The sequence below is a fragment of the Paenibacillus baekrokdamisoli genome, from assembly GCF_003945345.1.
Classification (GTDB): domain Bacteria; phylum Bacillota; class Bacilli; order Paenibacillales; family Paenibacillaceae; genus Paenibacillus_Z; species Paenibacillus_Z baekrokdamisoli.
On the sequence record NZ_AP019308.1, the window covers coordinates 5,939,259 to 5,960,463 of the forward strand.

The following is a 21,205-nucleotide window of genomic DNA, read 5'->3' on the forward strand; positions in this document are numbered from 1 at the left end:
CAATGGGCTTTTTTTTATGGGAGGTCAATATGCTCGTAAGCGTATGTATGATTGTTCGAAATGAAGAGGGTAATCTGGAACGCGCCTTATCCAGTATACCGGGATCGTTCGAAAAGGTTGTCGTCGACACAGGATCAACAGACAATACCGTAGAAATAGCGAAGAAGTTAGGGGCAGCCATCGGCTATTTCGAATGGGTCAATGACTTTGCAGCTGCGCGGAATTACAGCATTTCTCTTGCGACAGGCAAATATGTTTTAATTATGGACGCGGACGAGGCTCTACCGAGCGGTATAGATGAGCACATAGAGCGGTTTCTTGCTGCTTATCCGAATCAAGCAGTTGCTTTCAACATTGCCAATGAAATTAAGGGAGAAATCCATCGACATACAAGCTTGCGTTTATTTCCGAACAATCCAGCTTTTGCCTATCACGGAAAAGTGCATGAGATGGTCCATTATAACGGCCAACTTTCTGAATTTGTTTTGTCAGACTTGACTATGCACCATTACGGTTACGAGGAAGAACAGTATAGTGACGGCAAGAAAGCGAATCGATATCTGGAGCTCTATCATAAACATCTAGAGGCAAATCCTAACGACGGCTATATGTTGTATCAGTTAGGCAAGCTGCATTATTCGATTGGACAGATGAACCTGGCATTGGAAGCCTTCGAACGCTGCCTTGAATTGAATGAAAGGGGACACCTTTATTACCCCGTTATGCTCGTGATGTTGGGTTATGTATTAAAGGAGATCGGACAAAGTCCAATCGCCGAAGAGCTGCTCGTTTCTGTTCAGCCGGATTACCCGCAATTCCCGGATCTTCCATTCTTGTTGGGACTGTTAGCGATGGAAACAGGCAAAATGGCCGATATTGAAATTCATTTTCTACGAGCATTAGAAATAGGTGAAACGAAGAAATTCTCGTCAGTAGAAGGCGTCGGTTCCTATAAAGCAAAGTATAACCTGGCTGTTTATTATGAAATAACCGGCAGTATAGATAGAGCAATTCAATATTATAAAGCCGCTGCAGAGGCTGACTATTTGCCGGCGAAAAAAAGAATATTTAAATTATCTTGATTGCATCTAAAAAAAAGTGTGCACATATACGATATTATATAGAGAACCTTTTTTAAGGATGGTGTAGGGGATGGATGTCAGCAACCTTAATCAAAACAATTACACGGGTGTAGTTAAGAGTTCATCTGAGAGTTCAAACGAAGCAAATCTGGGTTCAGCAGCTGTGAATGCAAGCTCTAATCATTCCTACATAGATACGAAGCAGAAGCCTGATTATGAGCTTTCCATTTCGGAGCAAGCCGTATTAAAAGCCGTTGATCGGGCAAACAAGGCAAGAACAGGCGATTTAAGCCATGTTGAATACAGTGTTCATAAGCCGTATGGGGATATCATCATAAAAGTTGTGAATACAGAAACAAAAGAGATTATCCATGAGTATCCACCTGAGAAAATATTGAATTTGCTAGATAAGCTCCAGGAGATTAACGGCACAATTGTCGATGAAAAGAGGTAGAAGCCGATGAATGCTCGGGCGCAGAATATGTATATCAATACGCAAGTCAACACGGCCCATCCAGGTGAGCTTACCTTGATGCTTTACAATGGCAGTCTTAAATTCATGAGGCAGGCGATGGAGAATATTGAGAACAAAAACATTGAGGCTCGTAACAATAATATTAAACGAGCGCTGGATATTATTGACGAGCTTCAAATTACGTTAAATATGAAGTATGAAATTTCCCAAAACTTGTTTAGCTTATATGTATTTATGAAAGAGAAATTAACTGAGGCGAATATGCGGATGGATAAAGAAAGCCTTCAGGTGAGTATGAATCTAATGGTGGAGCTCCGAGACACTTGGATTCAGGCCTTAAAGCAAGTGAAGAGCCAGAATACCCAATGAACACAACAGAATCGATAAGAGAGTTGTTTTTATTATTGGAGTCAATGGCAATAGAGATTTTACAGCTTAATTTTGAGGAAGATGCTGCGTCTGCCAAGCTGGAAGAACTGCAGTCGGTTCAACTTGTCACGAGGCAGCGAATTGACGATATCGCTAAAAGTAATTCAGACGTAGATATGGGAGCTGTGAAAGATTTAATCGTTCAATGTTACTCACTTGAACAACAGATAACGATTAAACTATCTGACTATAGTGATGTGTTGAATGGTCATATCCACAAATTCAAAACGGCTGAAATTGCTAGAAACAAATATCAAGCCGGGTACACTTATGCAGAAGGTTTCTTCTTGGATGAGCATCAATAGTAGTTGCAGTCATAAAGAATGACCCGCTCTCTGAGAGAGCGGGTCATTTGTCTACTTTATTTAGGCATCATACCTTGGAGCCACCCAACTTGAGCATTACTGTTGGAAATGGCATTATCCATTTTAGAAAACATTTTGTAATAATTATCTTCTTTTGTACTCAGTTTGTTTTGCAGTGTAAGAATCTTAATATTAATATCGCTAATTTGATGGCCGAGCGTATTTGATATTTTATCGTATGCATCAGATCCGGAGCCGGCTGTTTTAATGATATTCGTGATTGTAGTGCTCGAAGAAGTATATAACTGTTGGAAGACACCTTGTTCAGATGTCTTGTTGGTTAAGGATTGATTCGTGAATAAATTAATGACACCCTGCGGGTCACTGGCAATTGCAGCTTTAAGCTTGCTTGAGTCAATTTGAAGTTTGCCGGCATTTGTAGAATCCCCGAGGGTGTAGCTTTGTCCGGTGATTCCGACTTGGAAGAGTGCATTCGTGTTTGATGGTAAAGTGCCAATTGAGCTATAAGCGATCTGCCGCATATTATCGCGCAACTGTTGGAGATTGCTATCTCGGTACAAAGTACCGCTCTTTGCCTTATCTTCCCAGTTTTTAATATCGGTATCGCTCATCGCTTTTTTTTGATCATCCGTAAGCGGCTGGAAGGAACGATAGATAGGCTCATTTAATTTCGTGTTCAGACTTGTCATTAAATCATTGTATTTGGTGACAAAATCTGAAATCGCGTTATAAATTGAGTCGGTATCTTGATTGACATTAATGGAAACGCCGGAAGCGTCCGTTTGGCTATTTAAGGTGTAAGTGACGCCGTTTGAAGTTATTGTATTAGATGCGTAGGTACCGTTAATGCCATCGATCGATGCAATCGCATTGTTGCCATTCTTGACGACGGCAGTATCCAGTTTAAACGTGTTCAGGAAGGCGCCGCTTCCAAAGTTAATTTGAGCGGTGTCACCTGTGCTCTTGCTCGTGACACTGATCTTGTCTGTGATGGAGTCGTAATACATGTTTACGCCAGCAGCAGAATTGTTGACTCTGGCCATCACGGAATTCAAAGTATCGTTTGCTCCGATCGTAAAGGTTTGTCCATTAATATCGAAGGAAGTTCCTGTTAAATTAACGCCACCCAACTTCGAAGCTTGCGAAGAGAGGATAGCTGTATTATCCAGCTTATACGATTGGCCGGCTGTCAAACCTAAATCGGTTAAGCCGGTATTTCCGTTTACAGCGCTGACCGACAATTGCGGCAGAAAATTCGTATCTCCAAGTGGAGAGAGCTTCAACGTACCTCCGCTTAAGTCCACTTTGACCTGATTGGCACCGAAAGCTTGATCCACAGCCGATTGAATAGCCGATTCAAGCCCGTTACCCGAAGCATAATTTCCGTCAGCTATCGCGATCGTTTTGGTTGTCCCGTTCAGAGAAAGATTGAATTTGTTATTGTTGCTTGCAGCGGCAATCGCACGTCCGGCAGATAAGTCTACAGTGCCTTGAAGAGAGGTCGATTGCGTAACGGCGGATACGCTGACAGCAGAAGCACCCGCTGCCAATTTGGTGACGATGATTTTATGCGTGCCGGTAGTTGCAGCTCCCGTTGAGGAGACACCTACCTTCGAAGAATCGGAAGAGGTTGAAGTCGTTTTTGCCCAGTTGCTTCCGAAACGCAGCGAAGATAGTGAATCGCGAAAAGCTGACATCTTAACGTTAATGTCTCGATAGGCTTGGGCCTTCCACGTTAATTTCTGATCCGTTTGATTTAATTTATCCAACGGGGCTCTCTCTGCTGTCATTATCTTAGTTACCATGCTGTCAATATCCATGCCAGAGCCTAAACCTGCAATTCTCATGACCATAATCCATAACCTCCCTAAAATCGTTATCTCATTGTTGCTACTATATATTATCGAACTCTTGGGACCTTTTTGTTAATGTTAATGCTTTTAATTCTGTAAAAACTTTCTACATGGAAGCTATAAAGGGCAGATCATTAAGATGAGGAATCTTATGTAACAATGACTTCTTGTAAAATTCTTTTTTGGCAGCATCCTCCGAGTACCTGCAGAAGCTGATGTATAAAGCTGCCTTGTTTGGATTCAATGCTACGGCCTGCTCCAGGAAAAGCAGCCCTTGCTCGATTTCTCCCTGATTCAAGTGCAGATTGGCCAAATTTTCATAGCCGCTGGCGTACAGGGAATGATCCTCCAGGAGAATCGAGTAATAGTTCAGTGAGAGCTCGAGTTGATTATTCGCGAAGAAATAATCAGCAATTGCATTCAAGGCTTCTATTCCCGTCAGGTGATTCATCAATAAATCGAAAGCTTCGAAAGCATGCAAGTTAAATAAAGTGATAAGAAAATCAATATATATCGACATGTCTTCTTCGACGATCACTGCAGGTGCCGCGCCTATTATTAGGGCATGTATCGATTGTCCTATTCTGAAAAGAGGATTACCTTCAGGCGCTATTGAATTTGCAGGCACTTCAGGTGCTCCCCATAATAAAGTGCCGATGAGCAGAAACTTGTAGGGCGGCGGCGACGTTGGATCGGTTGCTATCCGATGCTTGTTAACGGTTTGCTGAAATAAAGCTTGATTTTGATTCAATAATGCAAAATGCAGCAGTTCATGCTCACCGAGCTGAACATTGATTTCCTTTAGCTTCTGATAATAATATTGCGCGAGACTGGCAGCGGCGGAAATCAAGGACATACGGAATAACAACAACAAATTCCCAGGCTTGGCGATAGGGTAGATTCTATCCAGAAATGCAATAATGGAAGAATCGGACTCTGCTTGAGCAAGGATCGAAATGAGCTTATGTAAAGAAGCCGTATCTTGGGGGGCGTGATTCAGAACCTTGGACAAGTAATGCACGGTCTGAATAGTGTCGCGCTGGCCTCCGTAAATTTCCACAAGTTTTTGGGACGGGAATACATTCGCGAGATTGGATTTGACGATGGCCCCGTGTTTATCCGAATGGCTCGCTTCTTCACCAAGCTGTATCGCCATCAGAAAGGATTCTTTCGCAAGGTCATTGAAGCCAAGATTTTGATATAGAAAACCCAAGTAAGCATGGTGATCGCTATATGTTCCCCAACGTTGAAGTCCCACTTGAATATAGTTGAAGGCATGGTTGAACCCACCCATCAACAAATAGCTGGAGACCAAAGAATCGACGCATTTAGGCATCCAAGCTACCTGTGCATCGGCTTGGTTATACGCCTGCTCGTAGTAAGAAACCGCTTTTTTGTAATCGCCTAAATTAAAGTATTCATTGCCCAGCGTGTAATTATTATAGGGATCCAGAGGCTGATTTATATAGGTTTGGCTCTGCGCAATGATTTCCAGGTTCCGTTGGGACTTTCCTTTATCTTGTTTGGCATCTTCGGTATAACCGGAATGAAAGACGGTTATGTCTAATGAAGTGCAGGCTAAATGTCCGGCTGAAGTGATTAATTGCTCGTGTATAGGTCGCGAATAATAAATATCCCTTGAATTAGAAATGAGTCTCACGGAAGGAGAAGGTAGAAATCCTGACATGTTGCTTTCGCTTTCTCCTACGATGTTTAAAACGTTGAAGATAAATCCTTGAGGGACTGAAGGGTCAGCACGCAGCAAGCTTTCTTTAAGCCGGGTGTGTTCTTCTTTTTGCATATATTCATCGGCATCCAATATAAGAATCCATTTCCCGGTTGCTTTTTGGAGGGATTCATTCCGAGCAACGGAAAAGTCATTTACCCACGTGAAATCATAGAGTTTAGCTTCGTATTTTTTTGCAATCTCCTTGGTAGTGTCTGTCGATCCCGTATCAACAATTATTATTTCGTCAACCAGACCTTGTACACTCTCGAGACATCGTGCCAAAGTGCGCTCTTCATTTTTGACAATCATACAAAGGGATATTAAAGTAGTCATAGATCCTCCTGGGTGTGTGTAGTAACTATGACTAGTATCGTCATTTTGAAATTATTATTATATACTCAACTGGATTATATTTGGGGCCTTTTATAAATTCAGTTAAATAGATGAAATGTATTCGCTTACAAAATATATTGACAATATTGTGAAGTCGATGTTATATTCGATTTGTGGGCCACACAATGTGATCTCGCAGCTATTTGAAGATGAAGGGAATGTTCTGGATGCAAGGTAAAGTGAAATGGTTTAACGCTGAAAAAGGTTATGGATTTATCGAAACTGAACAAGGCGGCGACGTATTTGTTCATTTCTCCGCAATTCAATCCGAGGGCTTCAAAACGCTCGAAGAAGGTCAATCCGTTGAGTTCGACATCGTCGAAGGCGCGCGTGGACCACAAGCCGCAAACGTAAATAAACTGTAATCATCTGGCTGTTAAGCGGCCACATCATACATGGTACACGCTTAACCAAATGCAAACAGCAGCAGCCCTGGGTAACCAGGGCTTTTTGTTATTTTCACAGAGAATTATATGTGTGAACTTTATATGAAAGGAGCTATTAAATTATTGATAGAATTATCAAAAAATTCTAAATATGCAGAAAATAGTTTTGAGATTGGTCTGCAAGGTGTGTTATAATAAGAACATGTAAAGGGAGGAATGCACATGGAATACAACATTCGAGGTCAACACATTCAAGTGACAGACGCAATGCGCGATTATGTCGAGAAGAAGTTAAACCGCCTAGAAAAGTATTTTGAAGCGCCGATCACCTCCGAAACAACAGTAACAATGTCTGTTACGAAAGGTAAGCATGCAGTAGAAGTAACGATCCCACTATCGAGCGCTATGCTCCGTGCAGAGGAAAAAAGTGAGGACATGTATGCTTCCATCGATCTGGTGGTAGATAAATTAGATCGTCAAATTCGCAAACATAAAACAAAAATAAACAGCAAATTACGTAAAGAAAGTGGAATTAGAACCTTATTTAAAGATGATACTGCTCCTTCTGTTCGTGTACTTGACGAGGAAGAAGATTATGAGTTGGTTCGTACTAAGCGTTTTCTTTTGAAACCGATGGATGTTGAAGAAGCGATTCTTCAAATGAATATGGTTGGTCACTCGTTCTTTATGTTCGCAAATTCGGATACAAAAGAAGTGAATGTGGTATATAAACGTAGTGATGGCAGGTATGGATTGCTCGAATCCGATTAAGGGTTCCAAGGACTTATACTATAAATCAGAAGAGGCTGTCCCAGAGTCATAAATATGACAAAGGGACGGTCTTTTGTGCGCTTGGCAGCGCAACCGACTAAGGAGTGAAAGTCTCCAGCATACCGCGAGGTGGCGGAAGTGCATAGCTGACAGGCAGTGCGTAGTTCGTGAGGATGCGTGCGGAGGGTCTGAAGGCAAAACCCGGAACAGGCGGCATACCAAGTTGGCTGACGAAGTCGGATTACCCTGCAAGAGAAGGGGATGTCCCATACCACCAATGGCTTCGGAAGTTAGGAGGAACTGGATTCGGGGGAAAGTCGGTTGTCGTAACCCAAGGAGATCTCATCGTTTCCTCTGAAAGAGGTAACCTTTTTTTTCAAGACCGTGACGGTCAAGGGGAAGGCTATGAATGGTGAGAAGTCAGACGTAGGGATAGTAGCGAAAAAGCTTGCCAGAAAGGCCGCAAAGGCAAGTGAATCGGCGCTTTTTTTTTCGCCGATACAAGCTTCGACCCAAAAGGCGAAGACTTGTGTGAAGCCCGAAACCAGGAAAGAAGAGTTATTGCGTGAAGCCATGTGCCAGGCAGGAGCCGGTGAGCCACGAAGTGCGAAGAACCGGGGAATGAACAAAAGGAGAAGCCGTCTGGGGCGAGTACCGACAGCGAATCGGAGATTGCTGAAAGGCTACAAACCGTGAAACTGGAAGGGAAGGAGAACGAGCATGGGGGAACAAGAGCAGAACAATGACTCACGTGAAGGAGTAAAGAAGCAAGAAGGACGAAAATGGTACAGCCTAATCGACAAGATCTGGGCAAAACCAAACCTGGAGGAAGCTTTTAAAGAGGTGAAGCGAAACCGAGGTGCGGCAGGAATCGATCAAATGACTATAAAGGCATTTGAATCTAAGCTCGAACACCATCTAGAAGTGCTTGAGCAGGCGCTCAAAAGTAAAACGTATCGGCCAAAGCCGGTCAGGCGCGTCTATATTCCGAAAGCAGACGGTACGCAAAGACCCCTAGGCATACCTACCGTAGGAGACCGAGTCGTTCAAGCGGCGGCAAAACGTATACTGGAACCCATCTTTGAAGCGAAGTTTATGGACTGCAGTTATGGATTCCGACCTGGGAGAAGTGCTCACATGGCATTAGAGAAAATCCGACAAGATTTAGATAGCGGATTTCGCTATGTCATAGACGCTGATCTAAAATCGTACTTTGACACGATTCCTCACGAAAAGCTGATAGGAATGGTGAAAGAAACGGTGGTTGATGGAAGTGTACTGGAACTGCTAAAGCAATTCCTGAAAGCAGGTGTGCTAGAAGGTGGCAGTTTCCAGATGAATGACCATGGGACGCCACAGGGAGGCGTGATCAGTCCACTATTAGCCAACATCTATCTTCACCCACTCGATCAAATGATGAGTGAACGAGGGCATCGACTAACCAGGTACGCTGATGATTTTGTCATCTGTTGTAAAACGCATAAAGGGGCCGAACGTGTGTTGAAGTCAGTGGTTCGGTTACTTGAAAGAGAAATGGGACTGACGGTTCACCCGGAGAAAACGAAAATCGTGAACAGCAAGCGGGAGGCATTCGTGTTCCTTGGGCATGAATTTAAGCCAGGCAAATGGATGACTCCTTCAGCAAAGGCGATGGGGAAATTTAAAGAACGGGTGAAGACGATCACGAGAAGGAACCAAACGGTCGATGTGAAAAGATTGGTGAAGAAGGTGCTAAACCCGTACTTGCGGGGATGGGGAAGATACTTTGGAACAGGTGATGTGAGGAACCGATTTCGAGACCTCGATGCGTGGATAAGAAGGCGACTCCGCTCTGTACAGCTACGAAGTTGGAAGAAAGTGAGAAAACTCCACCGCGAAATGCGAAGACGAGGATGGGATAACAAAGAGTTACCCGGTCTCCGAATGACAGCGTGGAGAAGCTCACATTCCACTTACGCCCAGTATGCCATGCCGAATACATGGTTTGAAGAAATAGGTCTAAGTAGTTTGCTTGCTATTTACAAAGAACTTCATCCCCAGCGGGGATAGTGACTGGAGGAGCCGGATGCGATGACCCGCACGTCAGACTGTCTAACAACTGATTGCTGAGTACTCTTTAAAACGTGGATTCATGCTATTTTGCTCAAATAAACGTTATACATTTTTAAAATCAAAGGAGCTCGGTCTCTTAAGAGACGTATGAGCTCCTTCACACCTATTATTTTGATTATTCTCTTTAAATTATAGGCAAGACAAATCAAATTGGTCTCAGTACCTACTGATGCCAACCCTCGTGTTAAAAAGTATGTATAGCCCCAGTGACGTTTTATCGTCCCGAAAGGGTGCTCAACAATTTGCCCTCTTTGCTTATAAATATTACTTTGTCTACGCGTATTTTCGGTAATCTGTTCGATCACTTCTTCGTCACTAAGCCTGGTTACCGCCCTTCCGCCTTTGGCAGAAGTACAGGACTCTTTTTGTCCGCAAAAATCGAAGGCTTCGCAAGTGTAACGCTTATACTCTTTCCCATCTTGTTTTCCATTCCATTTGAAAGGTAATTCATAACCCAACGGGCAAATATATCTATCGTTTATGGAATCATATTTAAAGTTCGCTTTATCAAATCCACTTGCCACTTTGGTTTGCTTTCCCTTTTGCGGCTTAATTAAGAGTTCTGTGCTTTCGTCGACAACGTCGATGATTTCAAGATAATTATAATAGCCTGTATCGGCGACAATTGTAGTTTTTTGATCAGGAAAAACCTGTTTTGTTTTATGCGCCATATTAGACAACTGCCCTTGGTCGTTGACATCATTGACCGTATCGCAGTCCACGATTAGTTTATATTTGCTGTCCACTGCAGTTTGAACATTGAAACAAACTTCATGCTTTCCGTTGTTTTTCATTGATTTGGCATCTGGGTCGGTAACACAAAGCTGGTTTTCACCTGTTTCCTTAAGTTCTTCTTTAATTATCTGCAACTCATGCATTCTCTTCTGATAGACCTCTAACTTATCAGTGATTTCCTGTTTTTTTTGGCGATTATCCTCCGTTAAAAAGTCACGCAAATATGCATCTATTTTTTCATCGATATGCTCTAATTTCTTGCTGACAATATTGGCATTAAAGTGTTGCTTTTTAGAGCAATTTGCCTTTATTTTTGTGCCGTCAATCGCGACAAGTTGGCCATCAATCAACCCGAAACCTTTTAACATTAAGGTGAACTCTCTAAACAGCTTTTTTATGGCTGCTTGGTTATTCCTCATGAAAGCAGATAAAGTGCCGTGGTCTGGCTGGAGCTTGCTAATTAACCACATCAGTTCAATATTTCTTTTCGTTTCGGTTTCCATTTTACGAGAAGAACGAATACCATTTATATAACAGTAAAGATAGAGTTTGAGAAGATCTTCCCGACGATAAGGTTTTTGGCCCGCTCTGGCTCCCGAATACACCTGAAACCCCAATTCTTCCAAAGCCAAACAATCGACGTAAGCGTCGATGACTCGTACAGGACTTTCTTCTTCGACAAAGTCATCCAACGTATTTGGAAGTAAATGAATTTGATTTCTATCTTCACCTTTGATAAAAGGCATAAACGCTCATCTCCTTTTATATAGAGATTCGACAAAGACCATTCATTTCCATGCCAACAACAAAGATTTATTAATAATTGTTAGACAGTCTGACGTCCGGATCTGTGAGAGGCCCATGCAATTGCGCATGGGCCTACTCGATTTTGCTTGTAAACGAAGAAAGAAATCTCTCTTTAGTAAACTTTAAGAAGATGTCTCCTGATGCACTTGATATTCCATGCTGCGAACGCGCTGTTGTAAGAAATAACATCATTCCAATTCGCCAAATTTCTACAGATTCTTATAAATAAACAATTTACATGTGAAAATATACCTAAATAATTTGGAAGCACTTTCCGATAGTAATAGTAGTTAACTACTACTACTGTGGAGGCAAAGCCAAATGAAATTAAAGCCAAAGTCAAAAGTTCAGCCGAAGGCTAAGTCCAAGTCTATTAGACTAGCAACAGGATTGTTAGGCGCAACATTACTATTATCAACAGTGAGCCCCGCTATTGGATTCGCCGCTGGAACAGCTTCGCCATTAGCAGCATCCATTACTGTCGCCAACAATAAGGCAGGAGTCAATGATACGGTGAAAGTAACCGGTCTTGCTGAAGGCGATGTTGTGAAGGTATATAACGCAGCAACAGCAGGTACACTTCTGGGCTCAACAACGGTAGGAGCCGGTACGACAGAAGCAATTGTCTCCATTAGTCAAATTGGTAGTGCGGCCGGAAGTATATATGTCACGGTAACAAGTGGCAACGGAACGGATACTGAAAGTACGCGTGTCGTTAAAGCTTATGATTCCGAAACTTCTGTAGCACCATTGGCAACGGCAATCACAATAAATAATGAAAAAACAGGTAGTGCCGATACTGTTAAAGTTACAGGTGTATCCGTAGGTGACGTAGTAACCGTTTATGGGGCTGTTGTTGAAAGTGCAACAGTTGTAGATGGCCAAACGGAAGTTACTGTTTCCAAAGCAGATCTGTTAACGCCAACTGGTGGAACTGCACAGGTTTCGGTAACGAAGGTAAACAAATTGGAAAGCTTGCGTACATCAAAAACATATTTGAGTGAACCTGTATCTACAGTGCTGGCGGCTGGAACTATCAGCATTGCTAACAATAAGGCAGGTGTACAAGATAAAGTAACTGTAACCGGTCTAGTTGCAGGTGATGTTGTAAATGTGTACAAAGCAGCGACAGGCGGCACAACGATTGGAACAGCAACGGTAGCGGATGGAGCCACAGAAGCAACTGTTACGATTGACCAACTTGGAGCAGCAGCAGGCAGCGTGTATGTAAGCGTGAAGAGCACAGACAAGCTTGAGAGCGCAAGAACGCTTAAAGCGTATGATTCAGAAACGTCTGTGGCACCAGTAGCAACAGCCATCACTGTAACTAACAATTCAACAGGTAGCGCAGATACGGTGAAAGTAACTGGCCTAGCAGCAGGTGACGTTGTGAATGTATATAACGTGGCGACAGGCGGTACCGTTCTAGAAACAGCAACTGTAGCAGATGGAGCAACAGAAGCAACAATCTCCAAAACAGATCTGTTAACAGCAATCGGCGGAACGGCTTATGTAACAGTAACAAAAGCGAACAAACTGGAAAGCGCGCGTACGGCGAAAGCCTATGTGACTGAACCCGTATCTGCAGCCCCAGTAGCAGCGAACATTACGGCAACGAATAACAAAGTCGGCGTAGATGATAAAGTAGTTGTAACTGGCTTGGCAGCTGGCGATGTCGTGAGTGTGTTCAAAGCAGCAACAGGCGGTACAGCGATTGGAACAGCAACCGTAGCAGAAGGTGAAACGACAGCAACGATCACGATCGAGCAGCTTGGAGCAGCAGCAGGCAGCGTGTATGTAAGCGTGAAGAGCACAGGTAAGCTGGAGAGCGCAAGAATAACTGATGCTTATGATGCAGAAATCACTACAGCCCCAGTGGCAACAGCTATTACTGTAACGAACAATGCAACAGGCAGCGCAGATACGGTGAAAGTAACTGGCCTAGCAGCAGGTGACGTTGTGAATGTATATAACGTAGCAACAGGCGGTACCGTTCTAGAAACAGCAACTGTAGCAGATGGAGCAACAGAAGCAACGATCTCCAAAACAGATCTGTTAACAGCAATCGGCGGAACGGCTTATGTAACAGTAACAAAAGCGAACAAACTGGAAAGCGCACGTACGGCAAAAGTTTATGTGACTGAACCTGTATCTGCAGCCCCAGTAGCGGCAAACATTACGGCAACGAACAACAAAGTCGGCGTAGATGATAAAGTAGTTGTAACTGGCTTGGTAGCTGGCGATGTTGTAAGTGTGTTCAAAGCAGCAACAGGCGGCACAGCGATTGGAACAGCAACCGTAGCGGATGGAGCAACAGAAGCAACTGTTACGATTGACCAACTTGGAGCAGCAGCAGGCAGCGTGTATGTAAGCGTGAAGAGCACAGGTAAGCTGGAGAGCGCAAGAATAACTGATGCATATGATGCAGAAATCAGTACAGCTCCAGTGGCAACAGCCATTACGGTAACGAACAATGCAACAGGCAGCGCAGATACGGTGAAAGTAACTGGCCTAGCAGCAGGTGACGTTGTGAACTTGTATAACGTGGCGACAGGCGGTACCGTTCAAGAAACAGCAACTGTAGCAGATGGAGCAACAGAAGCAACAATCTCCAAAACAGATCTGTTAACAGCAATCGGCGGAACGGCTTATGTAACAGTAACAAAAGCGAACAAACTGGAAAGCGCACGTACGGCAAAAGTTTATGTGACTGAACCTGTATCTGCAGCCCCAGTAGCGGCAAACATTACGGCAACGAACAACAAAGTCGGCGTAGATGATAAAGTAGTTGTAACTGGCTTGGTAGCTGGCGATGTTGTAAGTGTGTTCAAAGCAGCAACAGGCGGCACAGCGATTGGAACAGCAACCGTAGCGGATGGAGCAACAGAAGCAACTGTTACGATTGACCAACTTGGAGCAGCAGCAGGCAGCGTGTATGTAAGCGTGAAGAGCACAGGTAAGCTGGAGAGCGCAAGAATAACTGATGCATATGATGCAGAAATCAGTACAGCTCCAGTGGCAACAGCCATTACGGTAACGAACAATGCAACAGGCAGCGCAGATACGGTGAAAGTAACTGGCCTAGCAGCAGGTGACGTTGTGAACTTGTATAACGTGGCGACAGGCGGTACCGTTCAAGAAACAGCAACTGTAGCAGATGGAGCAACAGAAGCAACAATCTCCAAAACAGATCTGTTAACAGCAATCGGCGGAACGGCTTATGTAACAGTAACAAAAGCGAACAAACTGGAAAGCGCACGTACGGCAAAAGTTTATGTGACTGAACCTGTATCTGCAGCCCCAGTAGCGGCAAACATTACGGCAACGAACAACAAAGTCGGCGTAGATGATAAAGTAGTTGTAACTGGCTTGGTAGCTGGCGATGTTGTAAGTGTGTTCAAAGCAGCAACAGGCGGCACAGCGATTGGAACAGCGACCGTAGCAGAAGGTGAAACGACAGCAACGATCACGATCGAGCAGCTTGGAGCAGCAGCAGGCAGCGTGTATGTAAGCGTGAAGAGCACAGACAAGCTGGAGAGCGTAAGAACGCTAAAAGCGTATGATACAGAAACGACTGTGGCCCCATTGGCAACAGCGATTACAGTCGTGAACAATGCAACAGGCAGCGCAGATACGGTGAAAGTAACTGGCCTAGCAGCAGGTGACGTTGTGAACTTGTATAACGTGGCGACAGGCGGTACCGTTCTAGAAACAGCAACTGTAGCAAATGGAGCAACAGAAGCAACGATCTCCAAAACAGATCTGTTAACAGCAATCGGCGGAACGGCTTATGTAACAGTAACAAAAGCGAACAAACTGGAAAGCGCACGTACGGCAAAAGTTTATGTGACTGAACCTGTATCTGCAGCCCCAGTAGCGGCAAACATTACGGCAACGAACAACAAAGTCGGCGTAGATGATAAAGTAGTTGTAACTGGCTTGGTAGCTGGCGATGTTGTAAGTGTGTTCAAAGCAGCAACAGGCGGCACAGCGATTGGAACAGCAACCGTAGCGGAAGGTGAAACGACAGCAACGATCACGATCGAGCAGCTTGGAGCAGCAGCAGGCAGCGTGTATGTAAGCGTGAAGAGCACAGACAAGCTGGAGAGCGTAAGAACGCTAAAAGCGTATGATACAGAAACGACTGTGGCCCCATTGGCAACAGCGATTACAGTCGTGAACAATGCAACAGGCAGCGCAGATACGGTGAAAGTAACTGGCCTAGCAGCAGGTGACGTTGTGAACTTGTATAACGTAGCGACAGGCGGTACAGTGATAGAAACAGCAACCGTAGCAGATGGAGCAACAGAAGCAACAATCTCTAAAACAGATCTGTTAACAGCAATAGGCGGAACGGCTTATGTAACAGTAACAAAAGCGAACAAACTGGAAAGCGCACGTACGGCAAAAGTTTATGTGACTGAACCCGTATCTGTAGCCCCAGTAGCGGCAAACATTACTGCAACGAACAACAAAGTCGGCGTAGATGATAAAGTAGTTGTAACTGGCCTGACAGCTGGCGATGTTGTGAGTGTGTTCAAAGCGGCAACAGGCGGCACAGCGATTGGAACAGCAACCGTAGCGGATGGAGCAACAGAAGCAACGATTACGATCGAGCAGCTTGGAGCAGCAGCAGGCAGCGTGTATGTAAGCGTGAAGAGCACAGACAAGCTGGAGAGCGTAAGAACGCTAAAAGCGTATGATACAGAAACGACTGTGGCCCCATTGGCAACAGCGATTACAGTCGTGAACAATGCAACAGGCAGCGCAGATACGGTGAAAGTAACTGGCCTAGCAGCAGGTGACGTTGTGAACTTGTATAACGTGGCGACAGGCGGTACCGTTCAAGAAACAGCAACTGTAGCAGATGGAGCAACAGAAGCAACGATCTCCAAAACAGATCTGTTAACAGCAATCGGCGGAACGGCTTATGTAACAGTAACAAAAGCGAACAAACTGGAAAGCGCACGTACGGCAAAAGTTTATGTGACTGAACCTGTATCTGCAGCCCCAGTAGCGGCAAACATTACGGCAACGAACAACAAAGTCGGCGTAGATGATAAAGTAGTTGTAACTGGCTTGGTAGCTGGCGATGTTGTAAGTGTGTTCAAAGCAGCAACAGGCGGCACAGCGATTGGAACAGCAACCGTAGCGGATGGAGCAACAGAAGCAACTGTTACGATTGACCAACTTGGAGCAGCAGCAGGCAGCGTGTATGTAAGCGTGAAGAGCACAGACAAGCTGGAGAGCGTAAGAACGCTAAAAGCGTATGATACAGAAACGACTGTGGCCCCATTGGCAACAGCGATTACAGTCGTGAACAATGCAACAGGCAGCGCAGATACGGTGAAAGTAACTGGCCTAGCAGCAGGTGACGTTGTGAACTTGTATAACGTGGCGACAGGCGGTACCGTTCAAGAAACAGCAACTGTAGCAGATGGAGCAACAGAAGCAACAATCTCCAAAACAGATCTGTTAACAGCAATCGGCGGAACGGCTTATGTAACAGTAACAAAAGCGAACAAACTGGAAAGCGCACGTACGGCAAAAGTTTATGTGACTGAACCCGTATCTGTAGCCCCAGTAGCGGCAAACATTACTGCAACGAACAACAAAGTCGGCGTAGATGATAAAGTAGTTGTAACTGGCCTGGCAGCAGGTGACGTTGTGAACGTGTACAGTGTGGCAACAGGCGGCACAGCGATTGGAACAGCAACCGTAGCGGATGGAGCAACAGAAGCAACTGTTACGATTGACCAACTTGGAGCAGCAGCAGGCAACGTGTATGTAAGCGTGAAGAGCGCAGGCAAGCTGGAAAGCACAAGAACTGCAAAAGCATACGAAACAGAAATTACAGCTCCAGCAGTGGCAGCTAATATCGTTGTATTAAACAATGATGGCGCATCGGATATTGTGAGAGTAACAGGCTTAGAAGCTGGTGACGTAGTAACAGTATACAATGTTGCAACTGGAGGAACTTCAGTTGGAACGGCAACAGTAGCTAACGGAAAAACATCTGTCAATGTTCTTATTGACCAGCTTTCCGTGAATGCAGGCAAAGTATACGTGACCATCACAAAAGGCAATAAGGCTGAAAGTACACGTGTAGTTAAAGATTATATTGCAGAGTAATCATTACAAATACTAGTTCACCTCTTGGCTTCTGTATAATCTACAGAGGCCAAGTTTTTTTTTTGACTCCAGACATGCAAATCAAGGAAATTAATAGCTTCTACTTATCACTCACATTGCGAGAACGGCCTTAAACTGATACAATTTATGCAAACAGGCGTAATATCGAAAGGGGAAGGCCATGCTCGGACTTGTGAAGAAATTATTCGGAGACGCCAATGAACGAGAGATTAAGCGTTTGCTCCGCACCGTAGAGGAAATTAATGGACTAGAGCCACAAATCTCGCAGCTTTCGGATGAAGCACTTCGAGGCAAGACGGATGAGTTTAAAGCTCTTCTCGAAAAAGGCGAGGATATCGATTCACTGCTCCCAGAGGCATTCGCCGTCGTACGGGAAGCATCTAAGCGAGTGCTGGACAAACGTCATTACGACGTTCAGCTCATCGGTGGTATGGTGCTTCATAATGGCCAAATCTCAGAAATGAAAACCGGGGAAGGGAAAACACTTGTTGCTACCCTTTCGGTTTATTTGAACGCACTGCTTGGTAGAGGTGTTCATGTTGTTACAGTCAATGATTACCTAGCCCTTCGTGATAGCGAGCAAATGGGACAGCTATATAATTTTCTGGGTCTGACTGTAGGCTGTAACATGCATGGCCTCAGCCATGAACAGAAGCAAGAAGCGTACGCATGTGACATCACATATGGTACGAACAATGAGTTTGGTTTCGACTATTTACGCGATAATATGGTGCTGTACAAGGAACAGATGGTACAGCGTCCACTTTATTATGCTATCATCGATGAAGTGGATTCCATTCTCGTGGATGAAGCACGGACGCCGCTTATTATTTCTGGACAAGCTGCGAAGTCGACGGAGATGTATTTTGCCGCTGACCGCTTCGTGAAGCGCCTTAAAGAAGAAGAAGATTACACCATAGATATCAAAGTTCGTTCCGTTACAATTACGGAAGCTGGCGTTGAGAAGGCAGAGAAAGCTTTTGGCATTGAGAATTTATTCGATCATGCGAATGTGCTGCTCTACCACCATCTTCAACAGGCGCTCAAAGCGCATGCGATTATGAAACGTGATGTCGACTATGTCGTACAGGACGAAGAAGTTATCATCGTTGATGAGTTCACTGGTCGTCTCATGTCAGGTCGTCGTTATAGCGATGGCTTGCATCAAGCGATTGAAGCAAAGGAAGAGATAAAGGTTCAGAACGAGAGCATGACCCTTGCGACGATTACCTTCCAGAACTACTTCCGTATGTATCGTAAGCTTGCCGGTATGACGGGTACAGCGAAGACAGAGGAAGAAGAATTCAAGAAAATTTACGGTCTTGATGTTATTCAAGTCCCAACTAACCGCCAAATGGTCCGTAATGATATTGCAGATGTCGTTTACAAGACGGAAAACGGCAAGTTTAAAGCGGTTGTTGAGGAAATCGTAAGTCGACATAGCAAGAAGCAGCCTGTTCTTGTGGGTACGGTATCCATCGAGAACTCAGAGCGTTTGTCTGAGATGCTGAAAAAGCGCGGCATAACGCATAAGGTACTGAATGCGAAGTATCATGCGGAAGAAGCAGAGATTATCTCGCGTGCGGGAGAATCCGACTCGGTTACGATCGCAACGAATATGGCAGGCCGTGGTACAGACATCCTTCTTGGCGAAACGGTTCAATCACTAGGTGGCCTTCATATTATCGGTACTGAGCGTCATGAAAGCCGTCGTATTGATAACCAGCTGCGTGGTCGTGCTGGACGTCAAGGAGATCCGGGCTCGTCACAATTCTATCTATCGCTAGAAGATGAGTTGATGCGCCGTTTCGGTTCTGAGAATATTATGGGAATGATGGAGCGTCTTGGTTTCGATGAAGATCAGCCTATTGAGAGCCGCTTAATCTCGCGTGCGATCGAATCTGCTCAGAAACGGGTGGAGGGCAGTAACTTTGATCAGCGGAAAATCGTCCTGCAGTACGATGATGTAATGAACCAGCAGCGCGAAATTATTTATAAACAGCGCCGTGAAGTGCTCTACTCGGAGAATATCCGTCAGATCGTAATCGAAATGATCACACCGGTTATCGAGCGTATCGTGTCAGCACACTGTCCAAGCGATGAAGTGCCAGAGAACTGGGAGCTTGAAGAGATCGTCGATTATGCACAAGGTAATTTCCTTCATGAAGGCATGATTACGAAGGATGATCTATGGGGCAAGGAAAAAGAAGAGATTATCGAATTCCTTAACACAAAGGTGCTTGAATTATACGACCAACGTGAAGAGGAAATCGGTGTCGATACCATGCGCGAATTCGAGAAGGTTGTCGTATTGCGTGCGGTAGATAGCAAATGGATGGACCATATCGACGCGATGGATCAGCTTCGTCAAGGGATTCACTTGCGGGCATACGGCGGTACCGATCCACTGCGCGAATATCAATTTGAGGGCTTCGAGATGTTTAAGGAAATGATCGAGAATATCCAGGAAGAAGTTTCCAAATATATTATGAAAGCACATGTGGAGAGCAATCTAGAGCGTCAAGAGGTTGCTAAAGGGCAAACGGAATCTGGCGGAAGCAGTGAGCCGCAGCCGAATCGCCCCATCAAGAAAGACGATCGTATCGGCCGCAACGATCCATGTCCATGTGGCAGCGGCAAGAAATATAAGCAGTGTCATGGACAATAATGCTGCCTCCCGCATAGGGTAGGGCAGAATACGATTTTGAGGTGAAGCTCAGTCATGATTGATATATCAGTTAAGCAAGATCTGCGTGAAATGACGAAGCGGCTCCAAGAGCTTAGGGGGTCACTTTGACTTAGATATTAAGAACGAGATGATCGCCAACTTCGAAGAGAAGATGACGGCTCCCGATTTCTGGGATGACAATGATCGGGCACAAAGCACAATTGCTGAGCTGAATGCAGTCAAATCGGTTGTTGATCAATATGAACGAATGGCAAGCGAGCGTGAAGATTTGCAAACGATGCTTGAGCTGGCGGAGGAAGAAGACGACGAGTCGTTGGAAGCCGATATTACCAAGAGCGTGAAGGGTCTCGTAAGCAAAGTTAACGAGTTTGAGCTTCAACTGCTGCTCAATGAGCCGTATGACAAGCTGAACGCGATTCTGGAGCTTCATCCAGGTGCAGGCGGAACCGAATCGCAGGATTGGGGTCAAATGCTTTACCGGATGTACACACGCTGGGCAGAGAAGCATGGCTTCAAGGTGGAGCTGCTTGATTATCTGGCAGGTGATGAAGCAGGTATTAAGAGTGTGACGATTTCGGTCAAAGGTTATAATGCCTACGGCTATTTGAAATCAGAGAAAGGCGTCCATCGCTTAGTTCGGATCTCGCCTTTCGACGCATCGGGTCGTCGGCATACGTCATTCGCGTCATGTGATATCATGCCAGAGATTGATGACACGATTGAGATTGATATTCGCTCGGAGGATTTGAAGGTGGATACGTATCGTGCCAGCGGCGCGGGAGGTCAGCACATCAACAAAACCGAATCGGCTATCCGGATCACACATGTGCCGTCAGGCATCGTCGTTTCTTGTCAAACGCAGCGCTCGCAAATTCAGAACCGTGAACGGGCGATGCAGATGCTGCGATCTAAGCTTTATGAGCGTAAGATCGAAGAACAGCAGAAGCATCTTGCAGAGATTCGCGGTGAGCAATCCGAGATTGCTTGGGGAAGCCAGATTCGTTCGTATGTTTTTCATCCGTACAGCATGGTGAAGGATCATCGGACATCGGTTGAGACCGGCAACGTAGGTGCAGTTATGGATGGCGATCTGGATTTGTTTATTGATGGTTACTTACGTAACAAAATTCGCCACGAATAATTGGATAATCAAGCAAGACTCATGCATAGGTAAAGGGAAGAGTTCCTACACTGTAAAGGTGTGGGAACTCTTTTTTGTATATGGGAAGGGCGATGAAACAGAGATGGCAGATAAATCAGATCGA

The 21,205-nt window shown here is 44.8% G+C and carries 15 protein-coding genes; 12 read left to right on the forward strand and 3 right to left on the reverse strand.

Annotated elements, in window-relative coordinates:
- The first annotated feature begins 29 nt into the window (after window positions 1-29).
- From EKN16_RS26075 to EKN16_RS26090, 4 genes are all read left to right on the forward strand, one after another.
- Entirely contained in the window at window positions 30-1,082 is a 1,053-nt protein-coding gene (locus tag EKN16_RS26075; protein WP_125663756.1) for a glycosyltransferase family 2 protein, read from the forward strand.
- Between the two features lie 70 nt (window positions 1,083-1,152).
- Window positions 1,153-1,536, forward strand: a complete 384-nt coding sequence (locus EKN16_RS26080; RefSeq protein WP_125663758.1) for a flagellar protein FlaG — start codon at window positions 1,153-1,155, stop codon at window positions 1,534-1,536.
- A gap of 6 nt (window positions 1,537-1,542) precedes the next feature.
- Complete coding sequence (gene fliS, locus EKN16_RS26085) at window positions 1,543-1,926, forward strand: flagellar export chaperone FliS (protein WP_125663760.1); 384 nt, start codon at window positions 1,543-1,545, stop codon at window positions 1,924-1,926.
- Window positions 1,923-2,291, forward strand: coding sequence for a hypothetical protein (locus EKN16_RS26090; RefSeq protein ID WP_125663762.1), 369 nt, complete (start codon window positions 1,923-1,925; stop codon window positions 2,289-2,291). Before fliS ends, EKN16_RS26090 begins: the two co-directional genes overlap by 4 nt.
- 56 nt (window positions 2,292-2,347) lie before the next feature.
- Here the strand turns inward: EKN16_RS26090 and fliD are convergent, their stop codons facing one another.
- Entirely contained in the window at window positions 2,348-4,165 is a 1,818-nt protein-coding gene (gene fliD, locus EKN16_RS26095) for a flagellar filament capping protein FliD (protein ID WP_125663764.1), read from the reverse strand.
- 106 nt (window positions 4,166-4,271) lie between these two features.
- A complete protein-coding gene (locus EKN16_RS26100) occupies window positions 4,272-6,227 on the reverse strand; it encodes a glycosyltransferase (protein ID WP_125663766.1) in 1,956 nt (651 codons plus the stop codon).
- A 227-nt stretch (window positions 6,228-6,454) separates the two neighbouring features.
- Between EKN16_RS26100 and EKN16_RS26105 the strand changes: the two genes are divergently transcribed.
- The 5 genes from EKN16_RS26105 to ltrA all read left to right on the forward strand — a co-directional run bounded on the left by EKN16_RS26105 (window position 6,455) and on the right by ltrA (window position 9,493).
- On the forward strand, window positions 6,455-6,652 hold the full coding sequence (locus EKN16_RS26105; RefSeq protein ID WP_125666700.1) for a cold shock domain-containing protein: 198 nt from the start codon (window positions 6,455-6,457) through the stop codon (window positions 6,650-6,652).
- Between the two features lie 243 nt (window positions 6,653-6,895).
- Complete coding sequence (hpf, locus tag EKN16_RS26110; protein ID WP_125663768.1) at window positions 6,896-7,444, forward strand: ribosome hibernation-promoting factor, HPF/YfiA family; 549 nt, start codon at window positions 6,896-6,898, stop codon at window positions 7,442-7,444.
- Between the two features lie 167 nt (window positions 7,445-7,611).
- Window positions 7,612-7,860: a hypothetical protein gene (locus tag EKN16_RS26115; RefSeq protein WP_125663770.1), complete on the forward strand. Its 249-nt coding sequence runs from the start codon at window positions 7,612-7,614 to the stop codon at window positions 7,858-7,860.
- Entirely contained in the window at window positions 7,850-8,140 is a 291-nt protein-coding gene (locus EKN16_RS26120) for a hypothetical protein (RefSeq protein WP_125663772.1), read from the forward strand. The genes EKN16_RS26115 and EKN16_RS26120 overlap by 11 nt, the downstream gene beginning before the upstream one ends.
- Before the next feature lie 24 nt (window positions 8,141-8,164).
- The gene (gene ltrA, locus EKN16_RS26125) at window positions 8,165-9,493 is read left to right on the forward strand and encodes a group II intron reverse transcriptase/maturase (RefSeq protein WP_125663774.1); all 1,329 of its coding nucleotides are present in this window, start codon (window positions 8,165-8,167) and stop codon (window positions 9,491-9,493) included.
- A gap of 80 nt (window positions 9,494-9,573) precedes the next feature.
- Here ltrA and EKN16_RS26130 read toward each other — a convergent pair whose 3' ends face one another.
- Window positions 9,574-11,037: an IS1182 family transposase gene (locus tag EKN16_RS26130; RefSeq protein ID WP_197719110.1), complete on the reverse strand. Its 1,464-nt coding sequence runs from the start codon at window positions 11,035-11,037 to the stop codon at window positions 9,574-9,576.
- 382 nt (window positions 11,038-11,419) lie between these two features.
- Here EKN16_RS26130 and EKN16_RS26135 point away from each other — a divergent pair, with 382 nt between their 5' ends.
- The 3 genes from EKN16_RS26135 (at window position 11,420) to prfB (ending at window position 21,081) form a co-directional block, all read left to right on the forward strand.
- Window positions 11,420-17,230 (forward strand): beta strand repeat-containing protein, encoded by a 5,811-nt coding sequence (locus EKN16_RS26135; RefSeq protein WP_125663776.1) that lies wholly within the window; start codon window positions 11,420-11,422, stop codon window positions 17,228-17,230.
- Window positions 17,231-17,411: 181 nt separating this feature from the next.
- A complete protein-coding gene (gene secA, locus EKN16_RS26140) occupies window positions 17,412-19,919 on the forward strand; it encodes a preprotein translocase subunit SecA (RefSeq protein ID WP_125663778.1) in 2,508 nt (835 codons plus the stop codon).
- A gap of 54 nt (window positions 19,920-19,973) precedes the next feature.
- Window positions 19,974-21,081 (forward strand): peptide chain release factor 2 gene (prfB, locus tag EKN16_RS26145; RefSeq protein ID WP_125663780.1). Its coding sequence is split into 2 segments (ribosomal slippage): window positions 19,974-20,045 and window positions 20,047-21,081, totalling 1,107 coding nucleotides; the frame shifts between segments, so codons are not numbered across the junction.
- Window positions 21,082-21,205: the final 124 nt, after the last annotated feature.

Bases quoted from the DNA above. Each gene is read 5' to 3' on its own strand.
- EKN16_RS26120 (WP_125663772.1), top strand. From the start codon at position 7,850: ATGAATGGTGAGAAGTCAGACGTAGGGATAGTAGCGAAAAAGCTTGCC.
- secA (WP_125663778.1), top strand. From the start codon at position 17,412: ATGCTCGGACTTGTGAAGAAATTATTCGGAGACGCCAATGAACGAGAG.
- EKN16_RS26135 (WP_125663776.1), top strand. From the start codon at position 11,420: ATGAAATTAAAGCCAAAGTCAAAAGTTCAGCCGAAGGCTAAGTCCAAG.
- EKN16_RS26100 (WP_125663766.1), bottom strand. From the start codon at position 6,227: ATGACTACTTTAATATCCCTTTGTATGATTGTCAAAAATGAAGAGCGC.
- fliD (WP_125663764.1), bottom strand. From the start codon at position 4,165: ATGGTCATGAGAATTGCAGGTTTAGGCTCTGGCATGGATATTGACAGC.
- EKN16_RS26090 (WP_125663762.1), top strand. From the start codon at position 1,923: ATGAACACAACAGAATCGATAAGAGAGTTGTTTTTATTATTGGAGTCA.
- fliS (WP_125663760.1), top strand. From the start codon at position 1,543: ATGAATGCTCGGGCGCAGAATATGTATATCAATACGCAAGTCAACACG.
- EKN16_RS26130 (WP_197719110.1), bottom strand. From the start codon at position 11,037: ATGCCTTTTATCAAAGGTGAAGATAGAAATCAAATTCATTTACTTCCA.
- hpf (WP_125663768.1), top strand. From the start codon at position 6,896: ATGGAATACAACATTCGAGGTCAACACATTCAAGTGACAGACGCAATG.
- EKN16_RS26075 (WP_125663756.1), top strand. From the start codon at position 30: ATGCTCGTAAGCGTATGTATGATTGTTCGAAATGAAGAGGGTAATCTG.
- EKN16_RS26105 (WP_125666700.1), top strand. From the start codon at position 6,455: ATGCAAGGTAAAGTGAAATGGTTTAACGCTGAAAAAGGTTATGGATTT.
- ltrA (WP_125663774.1), top strand. From the start codon at position 8,165: ATGGGGGAACAAGAGCAGAACAATGACTCACGTGAAGGAGTAAAGAAG.
- EKN16_RS26080 (WP_125663758.1), top strand. From the start codon at position 1,153: ATGGATGTCAGCAACCTTAATCAAAACAATTACACGGGTGTAGTTAAG.